The organism is Achromobacter sp. (assembly GCF_049647645.1).
Classification (GTDB): Bacteria; Pseudomonadota; Gammaproteobacteria; order Burkholderiales; family Burkholderiaceae_B; genus Achromobacter.
On sequence record NZ_JBARYB010000276.1, the window covers coordinates 1 to 16,125 of the forward strand.

The 16,125-nt window shown below is 66.8% G+C and carries 12 protein-coding genes and 1 other RNA gene; 12 read left to right on the forward strand and 1 reads right to left on the reverse strand.

Annotated elements, in window-relative coordinates:
• The coding region (locus tag WBB14_RS31885) for an ATP-binding cassette domain-containing protein (protein WP_424243326.1) at nt 1–1,523 on the reverse strand (1,523 nt) is incomplete at its 3' end.
• Between the two features lie 133 nt (nt 1,524–1,656).
• Here WBB14_RS31885 and rnpB point away from each other — a divergent pair.
• From rnpB to WBB14_RS31945, 12 genes are all read left to right on the forward strand, one after another.
• Nucleotides 1,657–2,062: RNase P RNA component class A (rnpB, locus tag WBB14_RS31890), an RNA gene on the forward strand.
• Nucleotides 2,063–2,416: 354 nt separating this feature from the next.
• Nucleotides 2,417–2,845, forward strand: a complete 429-nt coding sequence (gene mraZ, locus WBB14_RS31895; RefSeq protein WP_006226256.1) for a division/cell wall cluster transcriptional repressor MraZ — start codon at nt 2,417–2,419, stop codon at nt 2,843–2,845.
• Between the two features lie 7 nt (nt 2,846–2,852).
• The gene (rsmH, locus tag WBB14_RS31900) at nt 2,853–3,947 is read left to right on the forward strand and encodes a 16S rRNA (cytosine(1402)-N(4))-methyltransferase RsmH (RefSeq protein WP_424243327.1); all 1,095 of its coding nucleotides are present in this window, start codon (nt 2,853–2,855) and stop codon (nt 3,945–3,947) included.
• Nucleotides 3,947–4,237: a cell division protein FtsL gene (gene ftsL, locus WBB14_RS31905; RefSeq protein ID WP_207472113.1), complete on the forward strand. Its 291-nt coding sequence runs from the start codon at nt 3,947–3,949 to the stop codon at nt 4,235–4,237. The genes rsmH and ftsL overlap by 1 nt, the downstream gene beginning before the upstream one ends.
• Nucleotides 4,234–5,964: a peptidoglycan D,D-transpeptidase FtsI family protein gene (locus WBB14_RS31910; protein ID WP_013391523.1), complete on the forward strand. Its 1,731-nt coding sequence runs from the start codon at nt 4,234–4,236 to the stop codon at nt 5,962–5,964. Before ftsL ends, WBB14_RS31910 begins: the two co-directional genes overlap by 4 nt.
• Nucleotides 5,961–8,816: a bifunctional UDP-N-acetylmuramoyl-L-alanyl-D-glutamate--2,6-diaminopimelate ligase MurE/UDP-N-acetylmuramoyl-tripeptide--D-alanyl-D-alanine ligase MurF gene (murF, locus tag WBB14_RS31915; protein WP_424243328.1), complete on the forward strand. Its 2,856-nt coding sequence runs from the start codon at nt 5,961–5,963 to the stop codon at nt 8,814–8,816. Before WBB14_RS31910 ends, murF begins: the two co-directional genes overlap by 4 nt.
• Nucleotides 8,806–9,975, forward strand: coding sequence for a phospho-N-acetylmuramoyl-pentapeptide-transferase (gene mraY / locus WBB14_RS31920; protein ID WP_013391525.1), 1,170 nt, complete (start codon nt 8,806–8,808; stop codon nt 9,973–9,975). The genes murF and mraY overlap by 11 nt, the downstream gene beginning before the upstream one ends.
• On the forward strand, nt 9,972–11,504 hold the full coding sequence (gene murD, locus WBB14_RS31925; protein ID WP_424243329.1) for a UDP-N-acetylmuramoyl-L-alanine--D-glutamate ligase: 1,533 nt from the start codon (nt 9,972–9,974) through the stop codon (nt 11,502–11,504). The genes mraY and murD overlap by 4 nt, the downstream gene beginning before the upstream one ends.
• Nucleotides 11,501–12,694 (forward strand): putative lipid II flippase FtsW, encoded by a 1,194-nt coding sequence (gene ftsW / locus WBB14_RS31930; protein ID WP_424243330.1) that lies wholly within the window; start codon nt 11,501–11,503, stop codon nt 12,692–12,694. The genes murD and ftsW overlap by 4 nt, the downstream gene beginning before the upstream one ends.
• On the forward strand, nt 12,691–13,767 hold the full coding sequence (murG, locus tag WBB14_RS31935) for an undecaprenyldiphospho-muramoylpentapeptide beta-N-acetylglucosaminyltransferase (protein WP_424243331.1): 1,077 nt from the start codon (nt 12,691–12,693) through the stop codon (nt 13,765–13,767). Before ftsW ends, murG begins: the two co-directional genes overlap by 4 nt.
• Nucleotides 13,764–15,170: a UDP-N-acetylmuramate--L-alanine ligase gene (gene murC / locus WBB14_RS31940; RefSeq protein WP_424243332.1), complete on the forward strand. Its 1,407-nt coding sequence runs from the start codon at nt 13,764–13,766 to the stop codon at nt 15,168–15,170. The genes murG and murC overlap by 4 nt, the downstream gene beginning before the upstream one ends.
• Nucleotides 15,167–16,117, forward strand: a complete 951-nt coding sequence (locus WBB14_RS31945; protein ID WP_424243333.1) for a D-alanine--D-alanine ligase — start codon at nt 15,167–15,169, stop codon at nt 16,115–16,117. The genes murC and WBB14_RS31945 overlap by 4 nt, the downstream gene beginning before the upstream one ends.
• Nucleotides 16,118–16,125: the final 8 nt, after the last annotated feature.

A 16,125-nucleotide genomic window follows, 5' to 3' on the forward strand; every position in this document is an offset into this window, starting at 1 on the left:
GCGGTGTCTTCAGCAGGAGCGGCCGGCGCGGGCCGCTGGGCGACCCATTCGTCATAGCCGCCCACGTAGTCGCGCCAGCGGCCATTGCCTTCGTAGGCGATGGTCTGCGTGACGACGTTGTTCAGGAAGGCGCGGTCATGGCTGACCAGCAGCACTGTGCCCTGGTACTCCTGCAGCAACTCTTCCAGCAACTCCAGCGTTTCGATGTCGAGGTCGTTGGTGGGTTCGTCCAGTACCAGGATGTTGGCGGGGCGGGCAAACAGGCGCGCCAGCAGCAGGCGGGCGCGTTCGCCGCCGGACAGGCTGCGCACGGGCGAGCCGGCGCGGGCGGGCGAGAACAGGAAGTCGCCCAGGTAGCTCATGACGTGCTTGCGGGCGCCGCCGATCTCGACCCACTCGCTGCCCGGGCTGATGATGTCGATGAGCGTGGCGTTCTCGTCCAGCTGCGCGCGCATCTGGTCGAAATACGCTACCGCAACGTTGGTACCCAGCCGAGTCGTGCCGCTGTCGGGTTGCATCTCGCCCAGGATCAGCTTGAGCAGGGTGGTTTTGCCGGCGCCGTTGGGACCGATGATGCCGATGCGGTCGCCGCGCAGGATGGTGGTGGAATAGTCGTCCACCACGATTTTGTCGCCGAAGGCTTTGTACACGTGGTCGAGTTCGGCGACCAGCTTGCCGGAGCGCTGGCCTTCGGCAAGCGCCAGCGATACGTCGCCGACGCGTTCGCGGCGTTCGGCGCGATCGACGCGCAGCTGTTCAAGGCGGCGCACGCGGCCTTCATTGCGGGTGCGGCGGGCTTCGACGCCCTTGCGGATCCAGACTTCTTCCTGCGCCAGCAGCTTGTCGAAGCGGGCTTGCTCCAGGCGCTCGGACTCGAGCCACTGGGCCTTGCGCTCCTGCCATTGCGAAAAATTGCCGGGAAAGCTCAGCAGGCGCCCGCGGTCGAGCTCGACGATGCGGGTGGCGACGGAATCCAGGAAGCGGCGGTCGTGGGTGATGATGACCGCGGCGCCTTTCCAGGTGCGCAGCATTTCTTCCAACCAGGCGATGCCCTCGAAGTCCAGGTGGTTGGTGGGTTCGTCCAGCAGCAGCAGATCCGGCTCGTCGACCAGGGCGCGCGCCAGCGCGACGCGCTTGCGCGTGCCGCCGGACAGGCCGGCGATCTGCACGTCAGCGGGCAGGCCAAGTTTTTCCAGCACCGAGCGCACGCGGGACGGGCGCTGCCAATCCTCGTGGTCACCCTCGACATTGCAGACGACGTCGAATACGGTGGCGTTTTCGTCCAGTTCGGGCTCTTGCTCGACTGTGGCCACGCGCAGTCCCGAGCTGCGGGCGATGTCGCCGTCGTCGGGCAGGGTCCGGCCGTCCAGCAGTCTCAGCAAGGAGGACTTGCCGGCGCCGTTGCGGCCGATGAGGCCGATGCGCTCGCCGGCCTGGATGGCGAAATCGGCGTGATCCAGCAGGGGATGGTGGCCATAGGCCAGCTGGATGTCGGTAAGGGTGATGAGCGTAGCAAGGGCCATGTGGTGGGTAGTGTCTGCGGCGTCTGACTGAATCAAGGCGTATTGTCGCAGGAACCCCGCAAAGCCGTTTGTGCGACCCGTGCCGAGGCCCCTTCGGGGACAGAGCTGCCGGGTGTAATAGAATACGCACCGCAAGGCGGGTTGGACGATCGCGGTGGATGCGAATTCATCGAGGAAGGTCCGGACTCCACAGGGCAGGGTAACGGCTAACGGCCGTCCGGCCGCGTCTTCGGGCGCGGTTGAGGAATAGGGCCACAGAGACGAGTCTGCGGGGCGGGCGCGCATCGCGCGCACAGATACGGCCATCTCCGTATCGCGCCGTCCGGCAACGGGCGGCGGCATCGCAGGGTGAAACGCGGCAACCTCTACCCGGAGCAACATCAAATAGGCATGCGTGCGGTCTTCGGATCGCGAAGGGCGGCTCCGTCCAAGCATGCGGGTAGATGGCTAGAGCGGCTCAGCAATGATCCGCGCAGAGGAATGATCGTCCGCCAGGGAAACCTGGTGTACAGAATCCGGCCTATAGACCCGTCTTGCAACTCATTCTCAAAGCGAGCGATGCCCAGGCTGGAGCCTGGCATCGCGCTGGGCGGGTTGCGCCAATTTTTCGATCTCTCGAAGCGCCGGGGTCGGCGGGAAGCCTCGCCAACTGGAGCAATCGACGGATCGTAAAACAATGCAAAGCCATTGTTAGCCGCCACTTCTGAAGAAGGACTTTTAGATAGTGTCGCAACCTCCTGATTTATTGGGAGGTTTTTCTTTTTGCGGATTTACATATTGATCTAAGTCCTTGTTGTGATTGAAAAAATTGCAACCACGCGCTTGACCGCCCTGATCCCATACCGTAGAGTGGGAAATAGTAGGAAATTGTGCAATTAAGTGGGGTAAAAGTGGTGTTTCAGGGAAGCAGCGCGCTCACGCTGGATGCCAAGGGACGGATCTCGATTCCGACCCGGCATCGTGACGCGCTCATGTCGCAGGCCGATGGCCGGCTGACCCTGACACGCCACCCTGACGGCTGCTTGCTGGTCTACCCGCGGCCTGAGTGGGAAAAGAAGCGCGAGCAGATTGCCGCCTTTCCCATGACGGCGCGCGCGTTGCAGCGGCTGTTGCTGGGCAACGCTCAGGACGTGGAACTGGACGGCTCCGGCCGGGTCCTGATCGCTCCTGAACTGCGCAACGCTTCCGGTATGACGCGCGATGTGATGCTGCTCGGTCTGGGCGCGCACTTCGAGCTGTGGGACGCCGCTACTCTGGCCAGCCGCGAGGCTGAGGACCTGGCCAAGGGTATGCCGGATGTGTTGAATCAGTTTTCGTTCTGAAAAAGTTATGGAATTCGAACATCGGCCCGTTCTGCTGGAGCCGACGGTGGACGCGTTATTGCTGCCCGACTTCGGCGGCAAGGGCGCGACACGGTCGCATCAGCAGGCCGGGCCGGCTACGGCTACGCGAGCGGAAGGCGGCGTCTTCGTCGACGGCACCTTTGGACGTGGCGGGCACAGCCGCGAACTGCTGGGCCGCCTGGGCAAGGCCGCCAGGCTGGTGGTGTTCGACAAGGACCCGGAGGCGATCGCCGTAGCCAATGCGTTGGCGGCGGCGGACCCGAGGGTCACCGTGGTGCATGGCGGCTTTGCCACCATGGCCGAAGAATTGGAGCAGCTCGGCATCGGCAAGGTCGATGGCGTGATGCTGGATCTGGGCGTTTCCTCGCCTCAGATCGACGATGCCGAGCGCGGTTTCTCGTTCATGCGAGACGGCCCGCTCGATATGCGGATGGACACCACTCGTGGTCCCACGGTGGCGGATTGGCTGGCGCAAGCCAGTGTGGATGAGATGCGGGAGGTCATAGCGGATTATGGCGAAGAACGGTTTGCTTTTCAGGTTGCAAAGGCGATTGCTGCTCGCCGCGCAACAAGGCCGCTGCGCACCACGCTCGAACTTGCCGAGTGCGTCGCCAGCGCCGTCCGCACGCGCGAAAAGGGGCAGCATCCGGCCACACGCACCTTTCAAGCTCTACGGATTTACATCAATCGGGAACTCGAAGAGCTCGCGCGCACCCTCGCGGCAGCTCTAGACCTGCTCGCCCCGGGAGGGAGGTTGGCGGTGATCAGCTTTCATTCGCTTGAAGACCGCATGGTCAAGCAGTGCATCGCGGCGGCGGCTCGTCCGGCTGCCGCGCATGCGCGCCTGCCCCTGCGGGAAAGCGAAATGCCCCAGCCGATCCTACGGTCCCTCGGGCGCGTGCTGGCCGAAGACGATGAGGTCTCGGCCAATGCCCGCGCCCGCTCCGCCGTCCTGCGCGTCGCCGAACGCACCGAAACGCCGCTGCCCGCCGAGGGCGGCTTCGCGTTCGTGAAAATCGGTTCGCTGCCGGGCAGCGACCTGGCTCCTCCGCCGCGCCGCGGCAAGGGGGGGCGTCGCTAATGGGTCGCGTCAACCTGATCGTTGCGGCTTTGCTGATGCTGTCGGCCATTTCCCTGGTCACCAGCCGGTATCAGTCGCGCCAGCTCTTCATCGAGCTGGGCCGCGATCAGGCGCACGCACGCGACCTCGAAACCAGTTGGCGGCGTCTGCAGCTGGACCGCGCCGAACTCGCCCGCAACGCGCGGGTGGACGCAATTGCGCGTGACGGCCTGAAGATGATTTCCATCGTTCCGGACCGCACGCTGTACATGAACCAGGCGCCTGTCTCCGCCAGCGGAGGCGCGCAATGAAACGCGTCCCCTTCTTCGACAATCCTGTGCTGCGCGGGCAATTGCCCACGTGGCGCGCGCGCCTGGTGTTGATCCTGCTATTCGGCGGCTTCACCGTGCTGGCCGGCCGCGCGCTGTTCCTGCAGGGGCTGTCCACTGAATTCCTGCAGCAGCAGGGCGAACGGCGCTATGAGCGCACGCTGACCCTGGCCGCCACGCGCGGCAAGATCATGGACCGCAATGGCGCGGTGCTGGCCTCCAGCGTGCCGGCGCGCGCCATCTGGGCGATTCCCGAAGACGCCAAGCAGGCTACCCCCGCGCAGATGGACACGTTGGCGAAGCTGCTGGAAACGCCCTTGGCCGACCTGCGTCACCGCCTCGTCGACGAGGACAAGAACTTCGTCTACCTGAAGCGCCAGGTCTCCATGGACGTGGCCGACAAGATCAAGCAGTTGGGCATGCCCGGCGTGCACCAGCAGCCGGAGACCCGCCGCTACTACCCGGACGGCGACGTGATGGCCCACGTGGTGGGTTTCAACAGCGTCGAGGACCAGGGGCAGGAAGGCGTCGAACTGACGTTCAACCAGCAGTTGTCCGGACGCCCCGGCAGCCGCCGCGTCATCAAGGACCGGCTGGGCCGCGTGATCGAGGACGTGCAGGCCGTGACCCTGCCGGTGGACGGCCGCGACCTGCGCCTGTCGATCGACACCCGCCTGCAGTACCTGGTGTTCAAGGCCCTGAAGGATGCCATGGACAAGCACCAGGCCAAGGGCGCTACTGCCGTGGTCGTGGACGTGCACACCGGCGAGATCCTGGCTCTGGCCAACGTGCCGACCTTCGATCCGAACAAGCGCGAGACCTTCCACGGCTCCAAGCTGCGCAACCAGGCTATTACCGATACCTTCGAGCCCGGCTCGATCATGAAGCCGTTCACCGCCGCGCTGGCGCTGGACCTGGGCCGCATCAGCACCAAGACCCTGTTCGAAACCGGCAACGGCCGTTTCCAGTACCAAGGCAGCACGATCAGCGACGTGAGCCGCAACGGCACGCTGGACGTGGCCGGGGTGCTGCGCAAGTCCAGCAACATCGGCATGACCATGATCTCCGAGAAGCTGGAATCCCGCGAAATGTGGGACCGTTTCACGGAACTTGGCCTGGGCCAGGCGCCTCAGGTGGGATTTCCCGGCGCGGCGCCCGGCCGCCTGCGCCCCTGGGACCGCTGGCGCCTGATCGAAAAGGCCACGATGGCCTATGGCTACGGCCTGTCGGTGTCGCTGCTGCAAGTGGCGCGCGCCTATACGGTTTTCGCCCGCAATGGCGACATGGTTTCGCTGACGCTGGTCAAGCGTGACAGCGACCCCACCAGCGTCAAGATCTACACGCCTAAGACCACCGAAATGGTGCGCGGCATGCTCGAAGCCGCCGCCGGTCCCGAAGGCACCAAGGCTGCCCAGGTGCAGGGCTACCGCGTGGCGGGCAAGAGCGGCACGGCGCGCAAGATCGTCGACGGCAAGTACAGCATGCAACGTTATCGCAGCTCGTACGTGGGCTTCGCTCCGGTGTCGGATCCGAAGATCGTCGTGGCCGTGTCCATCGACGAGCCGACGGTTGGCGGTTATTACGGCGGCGCTATTGCCGCGCCCGTGTTCTCCCAGATCGTGGGGGGGAGCTTGCGGCTGATGGGGGTGCGCCCGGACGCGCCCTTCGAATCCACAATTGTTGCTGGTCTCAAGGAGCCAGGCAGATGAGCGCCAAAGGCTTCCTCTCCAACCCTGTCGCCACGGTTGCCGAAACCGTGGCGTGGTTGCATTCGCGCGTGTCGTTGACCGCGCACCTCAAACTGGACTCCCGCGATATCGAGCCGGGCGACGTTTTCGTCGCCTGCCCGGGCCTGTCCAGCGACGGACGTCTCTATATAGAGAAAGCGTTGGCGCTGGGCGCCAGCGCGGTGCTGTTCGAAGCTCCCGCAAGCGATGCCATTCAGGCGGCGGCGGACCAGGCGCCGATGTTGCCGGTGACCGGCCTGCGCGCCCTGTTGGGCGAGCTGGCCGACACCTGGTACGGGCGGCCCTCGGCCGCGCTGGCGGTCGTGGCCGTGACCGGCACCAACGGCAAGACGTCGTCGGTGCAATGGATCGCCCACGCGTTGAGCCGCAATGACAAGCCTTGCGGCACCATCGGCACCCTGGGCGCCGTGCTGCCCGATGGGCAGACGCTGGGCGGCGACCTGACGACGCCCGATGTGCTGACCGTGCACCGCACCCTGGCAGCCATGCGCGACGCCGGCGCCAAGGCCGTCGCCATGGAGGCTTCCTCCATCGGCATCGAGCAGGGCCGGATGGAAGGCGTGCGTGTGGCGCTGGCCGCCTTCACCAATCTGACCCGTGATCATCTCGATTATCACGGCACGATGGAACGGTACGAAGCCGCCAAGGCGCGCCTGTTCCGCTGGCCGGGCCTGACCGCCGCCGTGATCAACGCCGACGACGAAGCCGGACGCCGCCTGATCGCCGGTCTGCCTGCCGGCATGGCGATGGGCTATAGCCTGAGCGCAGACCCGGAGATTCCCGCCGGCATGCGGGCGCGCGATCTCCAGGCCACCGCCCAGGGCCAGATCTTCACGCTGGTATCGCCGCATGGCGAGGCCCAGATCGTGACCCGCCTGCTGGGCGCGCACAACGTATCGAACCTGCTGCTGGTCGCGGGCGTGCTGTATCAATTGGGCCTGCCCTTTGCGCAGATCGCGCGCGAACTGGCGGCGACGGACCCCGTCGACGGCCGCCTGCAGACCGTCGAGCCCGTGGCGCACAGCACCCAGGCCCCTACGGGCCGCGGCGCGCTGGTGGTGGTGGACTATGCGCATACTCCCGACGCGCTGTCGCGGGCGTTGTCCGCCTTGCGCGCCGTCGCGACCGCGCGCTCGGGCCGCCTGATCTGCCTGTTCGGCTGCGGCGGCGAGCGCGATCCGGGCAAGCGCCCCGAGATGGGCCGTATCGCCGCGGACCTGGCCGACCACGTGGTCGTGTCCAGCGACAACCCGCGCACCGAATCGCCCGAAGCCATCGTCGAACAGATCCTGGCCGGCATTCCGGACAGTGTGCGTCCCGACGTGCAGGTGGACCGCGCGCGAGCCATCATGCAGACCATCTGGGCGGCTGCGCCCGATGACGTGGTGCTGCTGGCCGGCAAGGGGCATGAAACCTATCAGGACATCGGGGGCGAGAAGCTGCCCTTCGACGACCGCGAATGGGCGCGGCTGGCGCTGCTGGTGCCGCAGGTCAAGGGCGTGTCCACCGACACCCGCCGCATCGGCCAGGGCGAATTGTTCGTGGCGCTGGTGGGCGAGAACTTCGACGCGCACAACTATCTGGACCAGGCCGAGGCGCGCGGCGCCTGCGCGGCCGTGGTGGCGCATGCCGTGCCGGATGCCAAGCTACCGCAATTGGTGCTGGGCGATACCCGCAACGCGCTGATGCGCATCGGCGCCGCCTGGCGCGCGCAATTCGCGCTGCCCGTAATAGCGGTGACCGGCAGCAACGGCAAGACCACGACCAAGGAAATGATCTCGGCCATGCTGGCCGAGTGGCAGGGCGAGGCGGGCCGTTTGGCGACTGCGGGCAACCTGAACAACGACATCGGCGTGCCGCTGACCTTGCTGCGCCTGCGGCCGGAGCACCGCGCAGCCGTATTCGAGCTGGGCATGAACCACCCCGGCGAGATCGCGCAGTTGGCCGCCATCGCCGCGCCCACGGTGGCGCTGGTGACCAACGCCCAGCGCGAGCACCAGGAATTCATGCACAGCGTGGAAGCCGTGGCTCACGAGAACGGCGCGGCGATCGCAGCGCTGCCCGACGATGGCGTCGCGGTCTATCCCGGCGATGAACCTTATTCGGCGATCTGGGACGCGCTGGCCGAGCCGCGCCGCGTGCTGCGCTTCGGCCTGCAGCCCGGCCTGGACGTGTATGCCGAGCAGATTCTGGCGGACGTGCAAGCCACGCGTTGCCGCGTGGTCACGCCGCTGGGTGTCGCGGATCTGGCGCTGCCGGTGCCGGGCCTGCACAACCTGCGCAACGCGCTGGCGGCCATCGCCAGCGCGATCGCCGCGGGCGCGCCGCTGGAAGGCGCGGTGCGCGCCCTGGCCGGTTTCAGCCCCGTCGCGGGCCGCATGCAGCACAAGCATATGAGTGACGGAACGTTGCTCATCGATGACACCTACAATGCCAACCCCGACTCGGTTCGCGTAGCCGTGGACGTGCTGGCCCGCATGGCCGGCAAGCGCGTCCTGGTGCTGGGCGACATGGGCGAGGTCGGGGACAACGGCCCCGCCATGCATGTAGAGGTGGGCAATTACGCGCGCGAGCATGGGCTCGACGCGTTCATCACGCTAGGCGAAGCCAGCCGGGCGGCCGCGGCCGCATTCGGTGTGGGCGCGCACGCCTGCGCATCGGTAGACGAAGTGGTTGCCGCGTTGCGCGGCTTGCGCGCGTCCTGCGTATTGATAAAGGGATCGCGCTTTATGCGCATGGAGCGGGTAGTGACGGCTTTTTCTACGAATGAAGGTGTGACGGCCAAGGGGCAGGGAGAGCAGAATGCTGCTTGAAATCGCCCGCATGCTGTCTGACGATGTGCGCGCGCTGGGGGTGTTCGAATACATCACCCTGCGCGCCGTGCTGGCATGCGCGACCGCGCTTTTGATCGGCCTGGTGGCCGGTCCGCGCGTGATCCGTAAACTTACCGAGATGAAGATCGGCCAGGCCGTGCGCTCCTACGGTCCGGAAACCCATCTGGTCAAGACCGGCACGCCTACCATGGGCGGTGTGCTGATCCTTATTTCCATCGCCATCAGCACGCTGCTGTGGGCCGACTGGACCAACCGCTTCGTGTGGGTGGTGCTGCTGGTGACTTTCGGCTTCGGCTGGATCGGCTGGATGGACGACTACCGCAAGGTGGTTTATCGCGATCCGGAAGGCATGCCCGCGCGGCAGAAGTTCTTCTGGCAGGCCACGATCGGCATCGTGGCCGCGGTGTATCTGGCGTTCGCCGTGTCGGCGCCCGCCAATACCGAACTGTGGCCCCTGTTCAAGGCCTGGGTCGGCAGCGGCTTCACGATGCCCCTGCCGACGCGCGCCGACCTGATCGTTCCGTTCTTCAAGAGCGTGAGCTATCCGCTGGGTGTATTGGGCTTCGTGGCGTTGACCTGGGCCGTCATCGTCGGCACCAGCAATGCCGTGAACCTGACCGACGGCCTCGACGGCCTGGCCATCATGCCGACCGTCATGGTGGGCAGCGCGTTGGGCATCTTCGCGTACGTGGTCGGCCGGGTGGACTATTCGAAGTACCTGTTGTTCCCCTATATCCCCGGTGCATCGGAATTGATGGTGCTGTGCGCCGCGATCGGCGGCGCCGGCCTGGCGTTTTTGTGGTTCAACGCGTATCCGGCGCAGGTCTTCATGGGTGACGTCGGCGCGCTGGCGCTGGGCGGCGCGTTGGGCACCATCGCCGTCATCGTGCGCCAGGAAATCGTGCTGTTCATCATGGGCGGCGTGTTCGTGGTCGAGACGCTTTCCGTGATGATGCAAGTGACTTGGTTCAAGTACACCAAGCGACGTTATGGAACAGGTAGACGCATTTTCCGCATGGCCCCGTTGCATCATCACTTTGAAGTGGGTGGCTGGAAAGAAACCCAGGTGGTCGTGCGTTTCTGGATCATCAGCATGATGCTGGTGCTGATTGGCCTCTCTACCCTGAAGTTGCGATGAATACGATGGAATCCTCCCGCGCAGACGCGCCGCTCGTCCTGATCCTCGGATTGGGCGAGACGGGTGTCGCCGCCGCTCGCTGGTGCGCCCGACTCGGCGCCCGCTTGCGGGTGGCCGACACGCGCGCCGAGCCGGGCGGGCTGGCCGCGCTGCGCGAGTCGCTGGCGCAAAGCGAAGTGGAATATCGCCTGGGCTGCGACGAATCCTTCGACACGGCGCTGCTGGACGGCGTGAGCCAGGTGGTGCTGAGCCCCGGCCTGGCGCCGGCGCAGGCGCCCGCGGCGGATCTGCTGCGCGAGGCCGAGGCCCGCGGCATCGAGATCGTCGGCGAGATTGAATTGTTTGCGCGCGCGCTGGCCGAGCTGGCCGAAACGCGCGAGTACCGGCCGCGCCTTTTGACCGTGACCGGCACCAACGGCAAGACCACCGTCACCGCGCTGACGCGCCAACTGATCGAGGCCAGCGGCCTGTCGGTCGTGGCGGCAGGCAACATCAGCCCCGCGGCGTTGACCGCGCTGATGGACGCGCTGGACGCTGAGTCGCTGCCGCAGGTCTGGGTGCTGGAGTTGTCCAGCTTCCAACTGGAAACCACGCGTTCGCTGATGGCCGACGCGGCCGTGGTGCTGAACGTCACCCAGGATCACCTGGACTGGCACGGCAGCATGGCAGCCTATGCGCAGGCCAAGGCCCGCGTGCTGAAGATGGCCCGCGTGGCCATCGTCAACCGTGACGATCCGTACACCGTCGACATGGTCGCGACCCTGAACGCGCTGAATGTGCGCAGCTTCGGCCGCGACGTGCCGGAACTGGTCGGCGACATGGGCTTGGAGCTGGGGCAGGGCGTGGCCTGGCTGGCGGCTTGCGAACCGAACGATTTCGACGAACCCGCGCCGCCGGTGCGCCGCAAGAAGGACGCGCCCGAACCCGTGCGCGCCAAGGGCCGCATGAGCCGCCTGATGCCGGTGGATGCCCTGCGCATCCGCGGCATCCACAATGCCTTGAATGCGCTGGCCGCGCTGCAATTGGCGCGCTGCCTGGACCTGGGCTGGGGCGCCATGCTGCGCGCGCTGCGCGAGTACGGCGGCGAACCGCATCGCGCAGCGTTCGTGCGCACCATCGGCGGGGTCGACTACATCAATGACAGCAAGGGCACCAACGTGGGCGCCACCGTCGCCGCGCTGGAGGGCCTGGGCCAGCCGGTGGTGCTGATCGCCGGCGGCCAGGGCAAGGGTCAGGATTTCTCGCCGCTGATTCCGGTGGTGGCGCGCCATGCGCGCGCCGTGATGCTGATCGGCCTGGACGGCCCCGAAATCGGCCGCGTGCTGGCGCCGACCGGCGTGAATTGCGTGACGGTCGAGACGCTGCGAGACGCCGTGCGCGGCGCCGCCGAACTGGCCCAGCCCGGCGATGCCGTGCTGCTGTCGCCAGCCTGCGCCAGCTTGGACATGTTCCGCAACTACCCGCATCGCGGACAGGTGTTCATGGAAGAGGTCGAAGACCTGGCCCGCGACCGTGGAGAGGTCGCATGAGCCTGATCGCCGATCTCACCGCCAGCGTCAATGCCGTACGGCCCGGCCGTACCCGCATGCGCAACTTCGATCTGCCGCTGGTCATCGCGGCTTCGACCTTGCTGCTGCTCGGCCTGCTGATGGTGTATTCGGCGTCGATCGCGCTGGCCGACGGCCCGCGCTACGCGTCCTATGGCCGCTACTACTTCGTGATCCGCCACGGCCTGTTCATCAGCGCCGGACTGCTTGCCGCCGCCGTGGTGCTGGCTGTGCCGATCCGCGTGTGGCAGCGCCTGGCCGTGCCCTTGTTCGTGGTGGCCATCGTGCTGCTGGTGGCCGTGCTGATTCCTGGCATCGGCCGCGAAGTCAACGGCGCGCACCGCTGGATCCCGCTGGGTCCGCTGAACTTCCAGCCTTCCGAACTGATGAAGCTGGCTGCGCTGCTCTACGCCGCCGATTACACCGTGCGCAAGCAGGAACACATGCAGGCCTTTGCGCGCGGCTTCCTGCCGATGGCATTCGCGTTGGCGGGCGTCGGCATGCTGCTGCTGCTCGAGCCCGACCTGGGCGCATTCATGGTGATCGTGGCGATCGCCATCGGCATCCTGTTCCTGGGCGGCATCAACGGCAAGTACTTCAGCAGCCTGCTGGCGGTGCTGGTCAGCACCTTCCTGATGCTGATCTGGCTGTCGCCGTGGCGCCGCGCGCGCCTGTTCGCCTATCTGGATCCCTGGAACGAAGACAATGCCTACGGCAGCGCCTACCAGCTGTCGCACTCGCTGATCGCCCTGGGCCGCGGCGAATGGCTGGGCGTGGGCCTGGGCGCCAGCGTCGAAAAGCTGCACTACCTGCCTGAGGCGCACACCGACTTCCTGATGGCGGTGGTGGGAGAAGAACTGGGTTTCGCCGGCGTGATGCTGGTCATCACGCTGTTCGCCATCATTGTTTACCGCGGTTTCGACATCGGCCGCCAGGCCATCGCCATGGAACGCACCTTCGCGGGCCTGGTGGCGCATGGCGTGGCGATGTGGTTCGGCGTGCAGGCCTTCATCAACATGGGCGTCTGCCTGGGCCTGCTGCCCACCAAGGGCCTGACCCTGCCCCTGATGAGCTACGGCGGTTCGGGCGTGGTGATGAACCTGTGCGCGCTCGCCATGCTGATCCGGGTCGACGTGGAAAACCGCGTCATGATGCGTGGGGGGCGGGTATGAGCACCTCGCGCACGATCCTGATCATGGCCGGCGGCACCGGCGGGCACATCATGCCGGGCCTGGCCGTGGCTGACGTGTTGCGCGAGCGCGGCTGGCGCGTGCTGTGGCTGGGCAATCCCGAGAAGATGGAAGGCCGGTTGGTGCCGCCGCGCGGCATCGAGCTGGTCCCGCTGCGCTTCCAGGGCGTGCGCGGCAAGGGTGCCTCGGCGCTGCTGAAGCTGCCGTTCCTGCTGTTGCGCGCGTTCGGACAAGCCTGGTCGCGTCTGTCCGATGTGCGGCCCGACGTGGTGTTGGGCATGGGCGGCTATGTGGCGTTCCCGGGCGGCGTCATTGCCGCGCTGCGCGGCACGCCGCTGGTGGTGCATGAACAGAATGCCGTGGCCGGTACCGCGAACAAGTGGCTGGCCAGGATGGCGCGGCGCGTGCTCAGCGGCTTTCCCGGCGTGTTGCCCAAGGGCGAGGCCATGGGCAATCCGGTGCGAGCGGACCTGTGCGCGCTGCCGGACCCGGCGGCGCGCTATGCCGGCCGCGGCGGTCCGCTGCGCGTGCTGGTCGTGGGCGGCAGCCTGGGCGCCCTGGCGCTGAATACCACGCTGCCGCAGGCGCTGGCGCTGCTGCCGCAGGAAAGCCGGCCGGTGGTGGTGCACCAGGCTGGCGAACAACATTTGCCCGCGCTGCAGCAGGCCTACGCCCAGGCGGGCGTGGAAGCCGACTGCCGCGCATTCATCGATGACATGGCGGGCGCCATGGGTGAGGCCGACCTGCTGATCTGCCGCGCGGGCGCCATGACGGTGTCCGAAGTGGCTGCAGCGGGCGTCGCGGCCTTGTTCGTGCCGTTCCCGCATGCCATCGATGACCACCAGACTGCCAACGCGCGCTTCCTGAGCGACGCGCAGGCCGCCTGGCTGCAGCCGCAGACCGGCCTCACTCCCGAGTGGCTGGCGCAGTGGCTGGGCCAGCGCTCCCGACAAGAACTTCAAGCCGTGGCCGAACGGGCCCGCGCGCATGCGCGCCCCGAAGCCGCGGCCCATATCGCCGACGTCTGTGAACAAGCAGCGGGGCGTTCATCATGAAACACAGAATTCAACATATCCATTTCGTAGGCATAGGCGGCTCGGGCATGAGCGGCATTGCCGAGGTGCTGCTCAACCTGGGCTACACCATCAGCGGTTCCGACCTGAACGAGTCGGCGGTGACGCGCCGCCTGGCCGGCCTGGGCATGAAGATCGCGATCGGCCACGTGGCCAGCAACGTCACCGGCGCTGCCGCCATCGTCACGTCCACGGCAGTGGCAGGCGACAACCCCGAGGTGATCGCCGCCCGCGCGGCGCGCATTCCGGTGGTGCCGCGCGCCATCATGTTGGCCGAACTGATGCGCCTGAAGCGCGGCATCGCCGTCGCCGGTACGCACGGCAAGACCACCACGACCAGCCTGGTGGCCAGCGTGCTCGCCGCCGGCGACCTGGATCCGACCTTCGTGATCGGCGGCCGCCTGAATTCCGCCGGCGCCAATGCGCGCCTGGGGCAGGGCGACTACATCGTGGTCGAAGCCGACGAATCCGACGCCTCGTTCCTGAACCTGCTGCCGGTGATGGCCATCGTGACCAACATCGATGCTGATCACATGGACACCTACGGGCATGATGTGGCGCGCCTGAAGAGCGCCTTCATCGAGTTCACGCAGCGCCTGCCGTTCTACGGCAGCGCCGTGCTGTGTTCGGACGACGCGAATGTGCGCGAGATCATGCCCTTCGTGTCGCGGCCCATCACGACCTACGGCCTGAACGAAGAGGCGCAGGTGCGCGCCTACGAAGTGCAGCCGCAAGGCACGCGCATGCGCTTCAACGTGCAGCGCACGCATCGCGACACCCTGTTGCCGCCGCTGCAGGTCGAACTGAACCTGCCCGGCTTGCACAACGTGCGCAACGCGCTGGCCGCGATCGCCGTGGCGACCGAGCTGGGCGTGGCCGACGAGGCCATCTGCGAGGCGCTGTCTTCCTTCCACGGCGTGGGCCGCCGCTTCACGCAAACCGGCGACTTCCCCGTGCCCGCCAACCATGGCGGCGGCAGCTTCACGGTGATCGACGATTACGGCCACCATCCGGTGGAAATGGCCGCCACGCTGGCCGCCGCGCGCGGCGCTTGGCCCGACCGCCGCATCGTGCTGGCGTTCCAGCCGCATCGCTACACGCGGACTCGGGATTGTTTTGAAGACTTCGTGCGCGTGCTGGGCACCGCTGATGCCGTGCTGCTGACCGAGGTCTACGCCGCGGGCGAACCGCCGCTGGTGGCGGCGGACGGCCGGGCCCTGTCGCGCGCCTTGCGCGTGGCCGGCAAGGTCGAACCGGTGTTCGTCGAGGACGTGGCGGAATTGCCGCAGGCCGTGGTGGATTTCGTGCGCGACGGCGACGTGGTGATTGTTATGGGAGCGGGTTCGATCAGCAAGGTCCCCGCCCAAGTTGGAGAACTGGCATGAGCACGCAATTCGGCAAGGTGGGTGTGTTGTACGGCGGGCGATCCGCCGAGCGCGAAGTGTCCTTGATGTCGGGCGCGGGCGTGCACCAGGCGCTGGTCAGCGCCGGCGTCGACGCGCACCTGTTCGACACGGGCGAGCGCAGCCTGTCCGAGTTGGCAGCACAGGGCTTTGACCGCGTGTTCATCGCTTTGCACGGCCGCTATGGCGAAGACGGCACGATCCAGGGCGCCCTGGAATTGCTGGGCATCCCCTACACCGGCAGCGGCCCGCTGGCGTCCGCGCTCGCCATGGACAAGACCATGACCAAGCGCGTGTGGCTGCAGCATGGTCTACCCACGCCCGACTTTGAATTGCTGGACGCGGACACGGAACTGCGCCTGGTGCCGGACCGCCTGAGCCTGCCGCTGATCATCAAGCCGCCGCACGAAGGTTCGACGGTGGGCATCACCAAGGTGGTGGGCTATTCCGACATGAAGGAAGCCTACGCCGCGGCCGCGCGTTTCGACGCCGAAGTGCTGGCCGAGCAGTTCATCACCGGCCGCGAGCTGACCGTGGCGGTGCTGGGCGGCGGCAAGACCGCGCGCGCGCTGCCCGTCATCGAGATCGCCGCGCCTGGCGGCAATTACGACTACGAGCACAAGTACTTTTCCGACGACACGCAGTACTTCTGCCCGGCCACGCTGCCGCCCGAAGTGGCCGCGGAAGTCGCCGAGATTGCGGTCAAGGCTTACCAGGCGCTGGGCTGCGAAGGCTGGGGCCGCGCCGATTTCATCCTCGACCGCGACAACCGGCCGTGGCTGCTTGAAATGAATACCTCGCCTGGCATGACCAGTCACTCACTCGTTCCCATGGCCGCGAAGGCGGTGGGAATCAGCTACGCCGACCTGTGCGTGGCGATCTTGTCCGAGGCCGCGTGCAAAGTGCGCAGCCCGGCCCGCAACGCTTGACCCGGATA